General features: G+C 63.0%; 15 protein-coding genes and 1 pseudogene. 9 read left to right on the top strand and 7 right to left on the bottom strand.

The genetic code is table 11. The annotated features are described in order from the left end of the window. Positions 1–39: 39 nt before the first annotated feature. The 3 genes from V9K84_RS22515 to V9K84_RS22505 form a co-directional block, all read right to left on the bottom strand. Positions 40–558, bottom strand: a complete 519-nt coding sequence (locus tag V9K84_RS22515; RefSeq protein WP_043859617.1) for an Hcp family type VI secretion system effector — start codon at positions 556–558, stop codon at positions 40–42. 360 nt (positions 559–918) lie between these two features. After that, positions 919–2,058, bottom strand: coding sequence for an MFS transporter (locus V9K84_RS22510; RefSeq protein WP_043859849.1), 1,140 nt, complete (start codon positions 2,056–2,058; stop codon positions 919–921). Between the two features lie 118 nt (positions 2,059–2,176). Next, complete coding sequence (locus V9K84_RS22505; protein ID WP_043859850.1) at positions 2,177–3,670, bottom strand: aldehyde dehydrogenase; 1,494 nt, start codon at positions 3,668–3,670, stop codon at positions 2,177–2,179. A gap of 193 nt (positions 3,671–3,863) precedes the next feature. On the opposite strand from V9K84_RS22505, the gene V9K84_RS22500 reads away from it, so the two are divergent. Together V9K84_RS22500 and V9K84_RS22495 are read left to right on the top strand one after the other, a co-directional pair. Beyond that, positions 3,864–4,226 carry a cupin domain-containing protein gene (locus V9K84_RS22500; protein ID WP_088513827.1) on the top strand — a complete coding sequence of 121 codons (363 nt, stop codon included), beginning with the start codon at positions 3,864–3,866 and terminating at the stop codon, positions 4,224–4,226. Between the two features lie 135 nt (positions 4,227–4,361). Continuing rightward, entirely contained in the window at positions 4,362–4,565 is a 204-nt protein-coding gene (locus V9K84_RS22495; protein WP_054916677.1) for a hypothetical protein, read from the top strand. Positions 4,566–4,633: 68 nt separating this feature from the next. Here V9K84_RS22495 and rpmG read toward each other — a convergent pair whose 3' ends face one another. Beyond that, the gene (rpmG, locus tag V9K84_RS22490; RefSeq protein WP_010225867.1) at positions 4,634–4,789 is read right to left on the bottom strand and encodes a 50S ribosomal protein L33; all 156 of its coding nucleotides are present in this window, start codon (positions 4,787–4,789) and stop codon (positions 4,634–4,636) included. A gap of 11 nt (positions 4,790–4,800) precedes the next feature. Further along, positions 4,801–5,037 carry a 50S ribosomal protein L28 gene (gene rpmB, locus V9K84_RS22485; RefSeq protein WP_043859852.1) on the bottom strand — a complete coding sequence of 79 codons (237 nt, stop codon included), beginning with the start codon at positions 5,035–5,037 and terminating at the stop codon, positions 4,801–4,803. 362 nt (positions 5,038–5,399) lie between these two features. Here rpmB and V9K84_RS22480 point away from each other — a divergent pair, with 362 nt between their 5' ends. Both V9K84_RS22480 and V9K84_RS22475 read left to right on the top strand, forming a co-directional pair. Further along, complete coding sequence (locus V9K84_RS22480; protein ID WP_088513826.1) at positions 5,400–6,989, top strand: ABC transporter substrate-binding protein; 1,590 nt, start codon at positions 5,400–5,402, stop codon at positions 6,987–6,989. Between the two features lie 148 nt (positions 6,990–7,137). Continuing rightward, positions 7,138–7,944 (top strand): hypothetical protein, encoded by an 807-nt coding sequence (locus V9K84_RS22475; RefSeq protein WP_054916673.1) that lies wholly within the window; start codon positions 7,138–7,140, stop codon positions 7,942–7,944. A gap of 21 nt (positions 7,945–7,965) precedes the next feature. Here V9K84_RS22475 and radC read toward each other — a convergent pair whose 3' ends face one another. Further along, entirely contained in the window at positions 7,966–8,646 is a 681-nt protein-coding gene (gene radC / locus V9K84_RS22470) for a DNA repair protein RadC (protein WP_043859855.1), read from the bottom strand. 135 nt (positions 8,647–8,781) lie between these two features. On the opposite strand from radC, the gene coaBC reads away from it, so the two are divergent. The 5 genes and pseudogenes from coaBC to argB all read left to right on the top strand — a co-directional run bounded on the left by coaBC (position 8,782) and on the right by argB (position 13,643). Beyond that, a complete protein-coding gene (coaBC, locus tag V9K84_RS22465) occupies positions 8,782–9,990 on the top strand; it encodes a bifunctional phosphopantothenoylcysteine decarboxylase/phosphopantothenate--cysteine ligase CoaBC (RefSeq protein WP_058541939.1) in 1,209 nt (402 codons plus the stop codon). Between the two features lie 6 nt (positions 9,991–9,996). After that, complete coding sequence (dut, locus tag V9K84_RS22460) at positions 9,997–10,452, top strand: dUTP diphosphatase (protein WP_043859857.1); 456 nt, start codon at positions 9,997–9,999, stop codon at positions 10,450–10,452. Next, positions 10,449–11,162, top strand: coding sequence for a hypothetical protein (locus V9K84_RS22455; RefSeq protein ID WP_088513825.1), 714 nt, complete (start codon positions 10,449–10,451; stop codon positions 11,160–11,162). The genes dut and V9K84_RS22455 overlap by 4 nt, the downstream gene beginning before the upstream one ends. Before the next feature lie 175 nt (positions 11,163–11,337). After that, a pseudogene (locus V9K84_RS22450) lies at positions 11,338–12,708 on the top strand (phosphomannomutase/phosphoglucomutase); the annotation flags it as partial. 29 nt (positions 12,709–12,737) lie between these two features. Continuing rightward, positions 12,738–13,643 (top strand): acetylglutamate kinase, encoded by a 906-nt coding sequence (gene argB, locus V9K84_RS22445; protein ID WP_043859860.1) that lies wholly within the window; start codon positions 12,738–12,740, stop codon positions 13,641–13,643. Between the two features lie 86 nt (positions 13,644–13,729). Here argB and pyrE read toward each other — a convergent pair whose 3' ends face one another. Further along, positions 13,730–14,371, bottom strand: a complete 642-nt coding sequence (gene pyrE / locus V9K84_RS22440) for an orotate phosphoribosyltransferase (RefSeq protein WP_043859861.1) — start codon at positions 14,369–14,371, stop codon at positions 13,730–13,732. Positions 14,372–14,400 lie beyond the last annotated feature (29 nt).

Here is a 14,400-nt window from a genome sequence, read left to right as displayed (position 1 = left end):
GGCCATGCTGGCTGGCCGGGGCAGTGAACTAACGCAGGCTTAGCCGGCGACCGGGGTGCGCCAGTCGTCCGAGCCGGAGGTACCGGACACTTCGTGGGTCCAGGTGATCTTGCGGTAGGTGAAGTGCACGTCTTCGAGGTGGGTGAAGTGCGCGTTGGCCGGGTCCTGGCAGTTGTGCATGTAGTCCTTGATGTCGACGATGATCGCGTCTTCGAGCTTGGTGGTGAAATAGTGCTCCTGGGTGCCGGCCGCCGAGGTGCGGTACCAGTGGATGACGATTTCGGTCAGGCGCTCGCCGGAGGTCAGCGCGGCCAGCAGCAGGGGCGAGGCCTTGTCGAAGACCTTGGTGATGACCACCGGCTTGTGCACGCGCTGGCCGGTCGGCTGACCGGACTGCGGGTCGCGCGGGATGATCACTTCGTGGTTGAAGCCCTGGACCATGACCTGGTCTTCGTGGCCTTCCTGGTAGGTGTTGCCGACCGAATCGGCGGTGAAGGCACCGGCGGTGATCAGGCCTTGTTTGGTGCCGGTGACGGACATGTAGGCAGGTGTTGCCATGGGGGTTTGCTCCTTGCAAAAAATGAAGCCGAACAGGCGAAAAATGCCGTGCGACTGCAAGGAGACAGTTCAAGACCCGTGCCAACTGAAATTTAGTTGTTTTTAATCAGTAGCTTGCGTTTTTGCTGTACGTTTTTTGAGCACTTTTACGCGAGAAAACCCGAAAAAGTGCGCAACTTCTTGCGCAGTACTGTGCAAGAAGTTGCGCAGTTGGCTGCAGGACACGTTAATTATGGCCTGCAGCAATGTATGCACAGGGTTATCCACATTTTGGTGCGCAAGAAGTTGCGCAGTTGGGTGAAAGATGAAATCCCCCGAGAAGAGCGCTCCTCGAGGGGATTCAACCGGTACAAAGCGGCCCTAGGCCGTGGCAGGCTCGAAGGCATTCGGCCGCATCGCCAACAGCACCAGCCCGAACGCGCCCGCCGCCATCAGCAGCGGCAACGCATGCCCGCTCACCCACTGGCTACCGGCCCCAGCAGCCAATGGCCCGATCAGGCAGCCGATGCCCCACAGCTGCGCCACGTGGGCGTTGGCGCGCACCAGCGCATCATCGCGATAGCGTTCGCCGATCAGGATCAGCGACAGGGTGAACAGGCCACCGGCACTGGCGCCGAACAGCACCCACAATGGCCAGATCGCCGGCGTGTGCATCAGCACCGGAATGGCCAGGCTCGACACCAGCAGGGTCATGGCGCAGCCGGTGAACAGCGTACGGCGAGACATGTAGTCGGCCAGCGCCCCGATCGGCAGTTGCAGCACCGCATCGCCCACCACCACGGTACTGACCATGAACAGCGCCAGCTCGGTGGTGAAGCCCTGCTGCAGGCAGTACACCGGCAACAGGGTGAGGATCATCGCCTCGAACGCGGCGAACAGCGCAATGGCCCAGGCGATTACCGGTAAGCGCCGGCAGAAGCCCACCAGGTCACGCAGGCCCACACCACAGGCTTCAGCGCTGGGCGCCCCGCTGCGACCGATCAGCACCAGCGGTGCCACCACCAGCAACCCGGCCCCGATCCAGAAGCCCAGGTCATCCTCCGAACCCAGCACGCCCAGCAGCAGCGGCCCGGCCAGCTGGCTGAGGGCATAGCTGCTGCCATACAGCGCCACCAGGCGGCCACGCCATTGCTCGACCACCAGCTGGTTGATCCAGCTTTCACCAAGGATGAACACGATGGTCAGGATCACCCCGATCAGCAGGCGCAACGCCAGCCACACCGGATAGCTGGGCAGCAGCGCCAGCAGGCCGATGGACAACGCACCGGCCAGCAGGCACAGGCGCATCAGCGTGGCGGTGCCGAAATACGCCGCCAGGCGGCTGGACAGGCTGGCGCCAACCAGCACGCCAATTGCCGGCATCGCCGCCATCACACCAATGGCAAAGCTGCCATAGCCCCAGCTCTCCAGACGCAGCGATACCAACGGCATGCTCACGCCCAGGGCAAGGCCGACGCTCAGAACCGACGACAGCACGGCGAAGTAGGTAGCCCAACGCATGTGTACTTCCTCGCAGAATGATGGATCGCCACAAGCAACACAGCCGGGCCTGCGCTAACGCAGGGCCCGGCTGTGGCGCGGATCGCTCGGGGCGCGGCACCAGGCCGCACCCATGGCCTTACAGCTTGATCCAGGTGGCCTTGAGCTCGGTGTACTTGTCCAGTGCGTGCAGCGACTTGTCACGGCCGTTGCCCGACTGCTTGAATCCACCGAACGGCGCAGTCATGTCGCCACCGTCGTACTGGTTGACCCACACGCTGCCGGCACGCAGGGCCTTGGCGGTCTTGTGCGCCTTGCTGATGTCGGCGGTCCATACACCTGCGGCCAGGCCGTAAGGGGTGTCGTTGGCGATCTGGATGGCTTCTTCGACGCTGTCGAAGGTGATCACCGACAGTACCGGGCCGAAGATCTCTTCCTTGGCGATACGCATGGCGTTGCTCACGCCGTCGAAGATGGTCGGTTCGACATAGGTGCCGCCGGTTTCTTCGAGGATGCGCTTGCCGCCCACCAGCAGCTTGGCGCCATCGGTGTGGCCAGCCTCGATGTAGGACAGCACGGTGTTCATCTGCTGGGTGTCGACCAGGGCACCAACGGTGGTGGCCGGGTCCAGCGGGTTGCCAGGCTTCCAGGCCTTGAGGGCCTCCAGTACCAGCGGCAGGAACTTGTCCTTGATCGAGCGCTCGACCAGCAGACGCGAACCTGCGGTGCACACTTCGCCCTGGTTGAAGGCGATGGCACTGGCCGCGGCGGCGGCAGCGGCGTTCAGGTCCGGGGCATCGGCGAACACGATGTTCGGGCTCTTGCCGCCGGCTTCCAGCCACACGCGCTTCATGTTCGATTCGCCGGCGTAGATCATCAACTGCTTGGCGATCTTGGTCGAGCCGGTGAACACCAGGGTATCGACGTCCATGTGCAGGGCCAGAGCCTTGCCGACGGTGTGGCCGTAGCCAGGCAGCACGTTCAGCACGCCGGCCGGGATACCGGCCTCGATGGCCAACTGGGCGATGCGGATGGCGGTCAGCGGGGACTTCTCGGACGGCTTGAGCACCACCGAGTTACCGGTGGCCAGCGCCGGGCCGAGTTTCCAGCTGGCCATCAGCAGGGGGAAGTTCCACGGCACGATGGCCGCCACCACACCCACAGGCTCGCGGGTTACCAGGCCTAGCTGGTCGTGCGGGGTGGCCGCGACTTCGTCGTAGATCTTGTCGATGGCTTCGCCGTTCCAGCTCAGTGCCTGGGCAGCGCCCGGCACGTCGATGTTCAGCGAGTCGTTGATCGGCTTGCCCATGTCGAGGGTTTCGAGCAGGGCCAGCTCCTCGACGTTCTGCTTGAGCAGCGCGGCGAAACGGATCAGGGTAGCCTTGCGCTTGGCCGGGGCCAGGCGTGACCACACGCCGGACTCGAAGGTGGCGCGGGCGTTTTCCACGGCGCGCTGGGCGTCGGCCTCGTCGCAGCTGGCGACCTGCGCCAGAAGGCGTCCGTCAACCGGGCTCAGGCACTCGAACGTGGCGTTGGAAACGGCGGCGGTGTATTCACCATTGATGAAAGCACGGCCTTCGATCTTGAGTTGCTGGGCACGCTGTTCCCAGTCCGCACGAGTCAGGGTGGTCATACGAAACTCCTCCTGTTGTTGAAATGCAGCGCCGCACGAGGGGCCAGGGCGCTGTCAGAATACGGCCGGAGCGATTGTCGCTCTACGGCACTCGACACCCTAAACTCTGGCACCTGAATTATCAATATATTTGACAATATATGGCCAAATGCCTAGTGATGTGCACTTTATTTAACAATCAGGGGACCCAAACATGAATATCCAGCAGATTGTCGACTTCGCACAGGTACTGACCGAGGCCGAGCGCTACCGCCCGGCTGCCGAAAAAGTGCTCAAGGGCGACCCGGAGCAGGCGGTCTACAACCATTACGCCAGCCCTTGCGGGCAATTCGCCGCTGGCGTGTGGGAGGGAGCGCCCGGGCAATGGACCGTCAATTACACTGAACACGAATACTGCGAGATCGTGCACGGCGTATCGGTGCTGCGCGACGAAGAAGGCAACGCCAGGACCCTGCGCACCGGTGACCGCTTCGTGATCCCGGCCGGCTTCAAGGGTACCTGGGAGGTGCTGGAGACCTGCCGCAAGATCTACGTGATGTTCGAGCCCAAGGCATAGGCCATAGATAGATACCGCCGCGCCAGCCCTCCCTGGCGCGAGCATGGCGAGGTCCTTATCCGGACCCACCTGAACTCAAGGAGCCTCACCATGCAAAAGGATCAACCGGTCGTCTGCCCCATCGAAGCGTTGCAGCTGAGCAACGACGAAGTGCTCACCTGCATCGGCCGCCTGGTCGGCACCCGCTACGTGCCGACCGTGAAGGCCTACATCAGCGAACTGACCGGGCGCCAGCGCGTGGTCGGCATCGGCGAGATGTCGACCCGCGAAATGGACCCGCAACGCGTGAACATCAGCGGCAACGAGGCGGGCCTGATCAGCGGTTTCCATTTCGGCTGAACAGAAAATCGCCATAAAAAAAGGCCCGCATCGTGAGATGCGGGCCTTTTTTCGTAAGCCGGGATCAATTACTTGATCTTGGCTTCCTTGTAGATCACGTGCTTGCGAACAACCGGATCGAATTTTTTGATTTCGATTTTGTCCGGAGTGGTGCGCTTGTTCTTGTCGGTGGTGTAGAAGTGGCCGGTATTAGCGGTCGACACCAGACGGATCAATTCACGCATGATTTTCTCCCTTAGACCTTGGCGCCGTTACGGCGAATTTCGACCAGAACGGCATCGATGCCGCGCTTGTCGATGATACGCATGCCTTTGGCAGAAACGCGCAGACGCACGAAACGCTTCTCCGACTCGACCCAGAAGCGGTGATGCTGCAGGTTCGGCAGGAAACGACGACGGGTTTTGTTATTCGCGTGGGAAATGTTATTCCCGGTTACCGGACCCTTACCGGTAACTTGACAGACTCTCGACATGCCTCAGCCCTCTAAAACCACATGCCCAACCCGGCATGGGTTGGCCGCTTAATCTCTCAGTCTTTGGCGCCAGGCGCCGTGTTTCTTCAGGGTCTTATCGGCAAGATCTGCAGATGCGACAAACCGAGCCCCTAGAAAAGAGCGCTGCTTTATACCAGAAAGGCCGGGGTACAACAACATTTGATGTGATCGCACGATGCATGAATCAACCCAGGCCGCCCGGATGCAGGGCTTCCAGCGACAAAACCGCTCGTCGCAATATTCCTTGAAAAAGGAGTTGGCCATTTACGGCCTTGCGCACTAGGGTAGGAGTTTTCCAGACTGCACGGGCAGATGGGCCATTGATCAGCCAAGGAGTCACCATGCGTCGTGCCGCTTTACCCCTGTTGCTCGCAGCGCTGCTAAGCCCCGCACTGGCCCAGGCAGGCGCCTTGAGCGTATGTACCGAGGCCAGCCCCGAAGGCTTTGACGTGGTGCAGTATAACGCGCTGACCACCACCAATGCTTCTGCCGATGTGCTCATGAACCGGCTGGTGGAATTCGACGCCACCAGCGGCAAGGTGGTGCCGAGCCTGGCCGAAAGCTGGACGGTATCGGCCGACGGCCTGGTCTACGACTTGAAGCTGCGCCCGGGGGTGAAGTTTCACAGTACGCCGTACTTCAAGCCCAGCCGCGTGCTGAACGCCGACGACGTGCTGTTCAGCTTCCAGCGCATGCTCTACCCCGCCCACTCCTGGCACAAGATCACCCAGAGCGGCTACCCGCATGCCCAGTCGTTGCAACTGCCTAGCCTGATCAAGCAGGTGGAGGCACCCGATCCGCTGAGCGTGCGCTTTACCCTCGACCATCCGGACGCGACCTTCCTCGCCACCCTGAGCATGGGCTTCGCCTCGATCTATTCGGCCGAATACGCCGATCAGTTGCTCAAGGCCGGCACCCCGGAGAAGCTCAACAGCCAGCCGATCGGCACCGGCCCGTTCGTGTTCCAGCGTTTCCAGAAGGACGCGGTGATCCGCTACCGCGCCAATGCCGACTATTTTGCCGGCAAGCCGAGCGTCGACCCGCTGATTTTCGCGATCACCCCCGACGCCAACGTGCGCCTGCAGAAACTGCGGCGCAACGAGTGCCAGATCGCCCTGTCGCCCAAGCCGCTGGACGTTGCGGCAGCCGCCGAAGACGCAAACCTGAAGGTCGAGAAGACCGAGGCGTTCATGACCGCGTTCGTCGCGATCAACAGCCAGCACCCGCCGCTGGACAAGGTCGAGGTACGGCAGGCGATCAACCTGGCGTTCGACAAGACCAGCTACCTCAAGGCCGTGTTCGAAGGCACCGCAGTCGCCGCTGAAGGCCCCCTGCCACCGAACACCTGGAGCTACGCCAAGGACTTGCCGGGTTACCCGACCGACGCGACCAAAGCCAAGGCGCTGCTGGTCAAGGCCGGGTTGCCGGACGGCTTCAGCACCACAATCTGGACGCGCCCTTCGGGAAGCCTGCTCAACCCCAACCCGAGCCTGGGGGCACAACTGCTGCAGGCAGACCTGGCGAAGGTCGGCATCAAGGCCGAGATTCGCGTGATCGAATGGGGCGAGCTGATCCGTCGTGCCAAGGCCGGTGAGCACGATTTGCTGTTCATGGGCTGGGCCGGCGACAACGGCGACCCCGACAACTTCCTCAGCCCGCAGTTTGCCTGCCCGGCAGTCGAGTCGGGGACCAACTTCGCGCGGTACTGCGACAAGCGCCTGGACCAGTTGATCAGTGCCGGCAAGACCACCAACGACCAGAGCGTGCGCAGCCGCCTGTACCAGCAGGCCCAGGGGCTGATCCAGCAGCAGGCACTGTGGCTGCCACTGGCGCACCCCACGGCAGCGGTGCTGATGCGCAAGGATGTGGAGGGCTACACGGTCAGCCCGTTCGGCCGGCAGGACTTTGCCACGGTGAAGACCGCACGCTGAATGACTCGCGCCTGCAGGCTCCTGACAGCGTCCTCTGGTAGCCCGAAGGACACTGCAGCAGCCTGCAGCGCGTGTTCAGGCCGCCAGGTGACTCTCGCCATCGACTTACGATGGTTGCCCAGCGAACCGCACCGTACGGATAGCCGCATTGGATATTGAATACTGGATCGAAGCGGCTATCGCCGGCCTCACCGTGGCACTGATACTCGGCCCGGTGGTCTTCGGCGCACTGCTTCTCTACATTGCTACCCAGCGATTGGCCGAAGCACTCGAGCACCTTCACAACTCGCCGCTGGTTGACGCTCATCGGTACAGCCTCAACCTGGGCCTGCGCCAGCGATTCAGGGCAGTGGGCGACATTGCCGGCCTGTTGGCCTACCCCGATTGCCCGGTCGAGTTCGGGGGCCTGAGCGCAGAGGACATCAAGCGCTTCCCCGGCAACCTCAGAACGCTGCTGGTTCTTAGCCACCACCTCAGGCTGGCAATGCTGGCCGTTCTGGTGCTGCTGGCCCTTGCCCTGCAGGTGCTCAAAGCCGTTCAGCACCAGGGCGAGCCGACGGAGTTCGGGCTCGGCGGGTATTCACCCTATTGGCTGCCCCTTGCGCTGCAACTGCCTTGCATCGCCGGCCTGGGGTGGGTCGCCACCCAGTACGCACAGGCTGGCATGCGCTACATGACCAGTGCATCCCGGTACCTTGCCAACTGCAAGGCGGTGGTGAATCGACAGCGCCCGGTGATGTACAACACCGTGTTTGGCAGAATCGTGTTTACCGTATGCATCGCTGCGCTTCTGGCTCATGCGAAGCTCTTCATCAGAACAGGATCGCTGCAGGCCGCAGACGTGGAGTCCTTTCCAGCCACGATCAGAACCGAGCTTGTGGTGCGTCACTACCTGCTGCTGGCTTCGGTTGTCGGGCTGGCTGCGTCGTTTGTTGCAACAAAGCTGATCGACTAGTACCGCCCACGCACAGCAGCGTCAGGCAGCGAACAAGCCCCGCTCCACCATCGACAATGGCTCCCCATCGCCGATGATGATGTGATCCAGCACCCGCACCTCGATCAGGCCCAGGGCTTTCTGCAAGCGCAGGGTCAGATTGATATCTGCCTGGCTTGGCTCGGAAACACCTGACGGATGATTGTGGCAAAGGATCAATGCTGCGGCATTTCTGGCCAGCGCCCGCTTGATGACTTCCCGAGGGTAGACGTTGGCACTGCTGATGGACCCGCGGAACAACGCCTCGAACCCTAGAGGACGGTGCTTGTTGTCCAGGTACAGACAGCCGAACACCTCGCTTTCTTCATGACGCAGCATCGATTTCAGGTAACGCCGGACCGCCCCCGGGCTCTGCAACGCCGGGTCGCGGATGATGGTTTCGGCCAAGTGCCGGCGCCCAATCTCCATCACCGCCTGCAGTTGCGCATACTTCGCCGGGCCCAGCCCCAGCTCGCGCTGAAACGTCGGCTGATCGGCCTCCAGCAGTTGCCGCAAGCCGCCAAACTGCTGCAACAGGTGGCGCGCCAGGTCCACCGCGCTCTTGCCTGCCACACCGGTGCGCAGGAACACCGCCAGCAACTCGGCGTCCGACAGGCTCCCGGCCCCTCGCTCCAGCAACTTCTCCCGCGGGCGTTCCGCCGACGGCCAATCCCTGATACCCATAGCTGTCCCTCTGTCTGTGTGTGGCTGCTCCCCATTTCAGCCCTGTGCTATCGTAGCCCCCTCTTTTTACGCGACGATTCGGCCTGGGGAGGCGTCGTCGCCGCGTGCAAACACTGATCAAAGAAAGGCAAGCCTATGCAGCGGCTGTATCGGAAACGCATCGTTCTTGGCGTCGGCGGCGGCATTGCTGCCTACAAGAGCGCCGAGCTGGTTCGCCGACTCCTGGAGCACGGCGCGCAAGTGCGCGTCGTCATGACCCACGGCGGGGCCGAATTCATCACCCCGCTGACCATGCAGGCCCTGTCCGGGCACCCCGTGCACATGGACCTGCTCGACCCTGCCGCCGAAGCGGCGATGGGCCATATCGAACTGGCCAAGTGGGCCGACCTGGTGCTGATCGCACCTGCCACCGCCGACCTGATCGCGCGCCTGGCGCAAGGCGTTGCCAACGATCTGCTGACCACCCTGGTACTGGCTACCGACGCCACCGTGGCGCTGGCACCGGCCATGAATCAGGCCATGTGGCGCGACCCGGCCACCCAGGCCAACCTGCAGCTGCTGCAAAGCCGCGACATCCAGGTGTTCGGCCCGGCCTCCGGCAGCCAGGCCTGTGGCGACGTGGGCCTTGGCCGCATGCTCGAAGCCACCGACCTGGCCTGGTGCGCCGCCGAAACCTTCAAGCGCCAGTCGCTGACCGGCAAGCACGTGCTGATTACCGCAGGCCCGACCCAGGAAAACATCGACCCGGTGCGCTACATCACCAATCATAGCTCGGGCAAGATGGGCTTTGCCCTGGCCGAAGCGGCGGTGGAAGCCGGTGCTCGGGTAACCCTGGTGACAGGGCCGGTGCACCTGCCCACACCCGACCGGGTGACCCGTATCGACGTGGTGAGCGCGCGGGACATGCTCGCCGCGTGCGAAGCGGCGATCCCGTGCGATGTGTTCATCGCATCGGCTGCGGTTGCGGACTACCGCCCCGAAGTCGTCGCCCCGCAAAAGCTCAAGAAAGACCCTACGACAGGTGACGGCCTGCTGCTGCAGATGGTGCGCAACCCGGACATTCTGGCCACCATCGCCACCCGCCCCGACCGCCCGTTCAGCGTCGGCTTTGCCGCCGAGACCGAACACCTGCTCGATTACGCCGCGCGCAAGCTCAAGGACAAGAACCTCGACCTGATCGTCGCCAATGACGTGGCCAACCCCAGCATCGGCTTCAACAGCGAGGAGAACGCCTGCAGCGTGATCGATCGCCAACTTCAAGCAACACTCTTTGCACAGACCAGCAAGGGCAAGATCGCCCGTCAGCTGGTAGCCTTCATCGCCGAACGTCTCAACCAGGTTTAACTCTGCATGCACGCCTTACAAGCCAAGATTCTCGATCCGCGCCTTGGCAGCGAATTCCCGCTGCCGCAATACGCCACCCCCGGTTCTGCCGGCCTCGACCTGCGCGCCATGCTCAAGGAAGAGACCGTCCTGGAGCCGGGCCAGACCATACTGATCCCTACCGGCCTGTCGATCTACGTCGGCGACCCGGGCCTGGCCGCGCTGATCCTTCCGCGCTCGGGCCTTGGCCACAAGCACGGCATCGTGCTGGGCAATCTGGTCGGCCTGATCGATTCGGACTACCAGGGCGAGCTGATGGTGTCGTGCTGGAACCGCGGCCAGACCCCTTTCACCATCGCCATCGGCGAGCGCATTGCGCAACTGGTGCTGGTACCGGTGGTACAGGCGCACTTCGACATCGTCGAAACCTTCGACGAAACCCAGCGTGGCGCTGGCGGCTTCGGCCATTCGGGCAGCCATTGAACAACGCGCGAGCCCTGCTGCCAGGCCTGTATTGGGGCCTGGCCGGCATGCTCGTCGCCGGGCTCGCGGTGTGGCTGACGCTGGTAATCCCTCTGCAACGCGAGCAACGTAACCTGCAGACGTATTTTCCGGCCTTCGGGCTGGTCGTTGCGCTCGACCAGCAGATCGCCCGTCTGGTGTCCGAGGTCGACACCGTGGCCCGCCATCCGGCCCTGCTTGCCGCCGCCAAGGCGGCTGACGCCCGCCAAGCGCGCCAGGTGCTGGACGACTTCAGCTACCTCGAAGGGTTGGTCAACAGTCGGTTGCTCACGCCCGGCCAGGCCAGGCGCGAGAGCCTCCACGACCGCTCACTCAGCCCGCCATTGCTGGACATGATCGTGCGAGCCGAACGCGGGGTACCACCGAACCTGGAGGCCCACCCGACCAACGGGCAACTGCATATCCACAGTGTCACGCCCATTCGAGGCGGTGCGACAGGCCCGGTGCAGGCCGTGCTGCTCATGACTTTCGAGCTGCAGCGTGTAAGTGCTGCTCTGAAAATAGACATGCCGGAAATCGGCAAGGCCAGCCTCGTGCAAGGCGTGTTCGACGACCCTCAGGCCGTACTGGCCAGCGCAGGCGAAAGTGATAGCCCGGCAATAACCCCGATAGGGACCTTCAACGATGCATGGAGCCTGCACTTTCAGCCCGGGTCGATCTTCCAGAGGTGATCGACGGATGAATCGCCCGGCTCAAGAACTCTATGTCGAAAATGCCGTCAAAGCCGGACATCTTTAGCCGCGCGGCGCGCCGGATGCCTGCAGCGCATGCCGACCGTCGACCCAACATAGCCCCTTCCAATTGGAGTTTCCCCAGGTGAGCAACATGGAACGCATGACCCCGAACCTCCCCGCCAGCATCTTCCGCGCCTACGATATCCGAGGTGTGGTCGGCGAAGGCCTCACCGCCGAAACCGCCTACTGGATCGGCCGCACCATCGGTGCACAGAGCCTGGCCCAGGGCGAGCCGCATGTATCGGTTGGCCGAGACGGTCGCCTGTCCGGCCCGATGCTGGTCGAGCAACTGATCAAGGGCCTGGTCGAGGCCGGCTGCAAGGTCAGCGACGTCGGCCTGGTACCCACGCCCGCCCTGTACTACGCCGCCAACGTGCTGGCCGGCAAGTCCGGGGTGATGCTCACCGGCAGCCACAACCCGCCGAACTACAACGGCTTCAAGATCGTCATCGCCGGCGACACCCTGGCCAATGAGCAGATCCAGGCCCTCCTGATCCGCCTGCAGACCAACGACCTCACCCGCGGCGAAGGCAGCGTCGAGAAGGTCGAGATCCTGGACCGCTACTTCACCCAGATCACCGGCGACATCAAGCTGGCGAAGAAGCTCAAGGTGGTGGTGGACTGCGGAAACGGCGCCGCCGGGGTGATCGCCCCGCAGCTGATCGAGGCGCTGGGCTGCGAGATGATCCCGCTGTTCTGCGAGGTCGACGGCAACTTCCCCAACCACCACCCCGACCCGGGCAAGCCGGAAAACCTGGTGGACCTGATCGCCAAGGTCAAGGAAAGCGGCGCCGACCTGGGCCTGGCCTTCGACGGTGACGGCGACCGTGTCGGCGTAGTGACCAACACTGGCAACATCGTCTACCCCGATCGCCTGCTGATGCTGTTCGCCCAGGACGTGCTGGCGCGCAACCCGGGCGCCGAGATCATCTTCGACGTCAAATGCACCCGCCGCCTGACCCCGCTGATCGAACAGTACGGCGGCCGCGCGCTGATGTGGAAGACAGGTCATTCGTTGATCAAGAAGAAGATGAAGCAGACTGGCGCCCTGCTGGCCGGCGAGATGAGCGGGCACATCTTCATCAAGGAGCGCTGGTACGGTTTCGACGACGGCATCTACAGCGCCGCGCGCCTGCTGGAGATTCTGAGCAAGGCCGATAGCGATGCCGAAACGCTGTTCGCGGCGTTCCCGAACGATATTTGTACCCCTGAAATCAACATTGATGTGACGGACGAGGGTAAATTCAGCATCATTGAGGCACTGCAACGCGACGCCGACTGGGGCCAAGACGCCAACCTGACCACCATCGATGGTGTACGGGTCGACTACCCCAACGGCTGGGGCCTGGTTCGCGCCTCCAACACCACGCCGGTGCTGGTACTGCGCTTCGAGGCCGACAGCGAAGCCGAGCTGCAGCGAATCAAGGACGTGTTCCTTGCCCAGCTCAAGCGCGCAGCCCCTGATCTGCAACCAACGTTCTGACCGACCCCTTGTTCCAACTGGAGCCCTGCATGACCCTTGATCGTGATGCCGCCACCCATGTCGCCCAGGTACTGTCCGAAGCGCTGCCCTACATCCGCCGCTTTGTCGGCAAGACGCTGGTGATCAAGTACGGCGGCAACGCGATGGAGAGCGAAGAGCTCAAGACCGGCTTCGCCCGCGACGTGGTGCTGATGAAGGCAGTCGGCATCAACCCGGTGGTGGTGCACGGCGGCGGCCCGCAGATCGGCGACCTGCTCAAGCGCCTGTCCATCGAAAGCCGGTTTGTCGATGGCATGCGCGTCACTGATGCGCAGACCATGGACGTGGTGGAGATGGTGCTCGGCGGCCAGGTGAACAAGGACATCGTCAACCTGATCAACCGTCATGGCGGCAGCGCCATCGGTCTGACCGGCAAGGACGCCGAGCTGATTCGCGCCAGGAAGCTCACCGTCACCCGCCAGACGCCAGAGATGACCAGCCCTGAAATCATCGACATCGGTCATGTGGGCGAAGTGGTCGGGGTGAACACCGACCTGCTGAACATGCTGGTCAAGGGCGACTTCATCCCGGTGATCGCGCCAATCGGCGTGGGCGCCAACGGCGAGTCGTACAACATCAACGCGGACCTGGTGGCAGGCAAGGTGGCCGAAGCGCTCAAGGCCGAGAAGCTGATGCTGCTGACCAACATCGCCGGCCTGATGGACAAGCAGGGCACCGTGCTCACCGGCCTGACCACCGAGCAGGTTGACGAACTGATCGCGGACGGCACCATCTACGGCGGCATGCTGCCCAAGATCCGTTGCGCACTGGAAGCAGTACAGGGCGGCGTGCACAGCTCGCACATCATCGACGGCCGCGTGCCGAATGCGGTGCTGCTGGAAATTTTCACCGACAGTGGCGTGGGTACCCTGATTACCAATCACGAACCGCGCTGAGGCATCCGCCGGCAAGGCCGGCTCCTACAGGAGCGGGCCACCACAGGTACAAAAAAGGCGACCCGCGGGTCGCCTTTTTGTTTGCCTCAGATACCGTACTGGGCCCGGTAGGCCTCGACGGCCGGCAAGTGCTGCTTGAGCGCCGGGTCATCGGCGAGGAACTGCAGCACCTGGGTCAGCGATACGATGCTGACCACCGGAATGCCGAAGTCACGCTCCACTTCCTGGATCGCCGACAGGTCGCCGTTGCCACGCTCCTGGCGATTCATCGCGATCAGTACGCCCGCCGCCCTAGCCTGCTGGCCCTGGATGATCTGCATCACCTCGCGGATGGCCGTGCCGGCAGTGATCACGTCGTCGATGATCAGCACGTCGCCTGCCAGTGGCGAGCCCACCAGGCTGCCACCCTCGCCGTGTGCCTTGGCTTCCTTGCGGTTGAAGCACCACGGCACATCCAGCCCATGGTGCTCGGCCAGTTGCACCGCCGTCGCGGCAGCCAGGGGGATGCCCTTGTAGGCCGGGCCGAACAGCACGTCGAACGGGATCTTGCTGTCGACGATCGCCGCCGCATAGAACCGACCGAGCTGAGCCAGGGCAGCGCCACTGTTGAACAGGCCGGCGTTGAAGAAATACGGGCTGATGCGGCCCGACTTGAGGGTGAACTCACCGAAGCGCAGAACCCCACGATCGATGGCAAAACGAATGAATTCGCGCTGATACGGCTGCATGAAGAGTCCCGGCTACCACAGATTTAGCT

This window comes from Pseudomonas sp. AE27 (genome assembly GCF_037113495.1).
Lineage (GTDB): Bacteria > Pseudomonadota > Gammaproteobacteria > Pseudomonadales > Pseudomonadaceae > Aquipseudomonas > Aquipseudomonas palmensis.
Note: the sequence above shows the minus strand (reverse complement) of the source record. Positions and strands in the feature narration are given on the sequence as shown.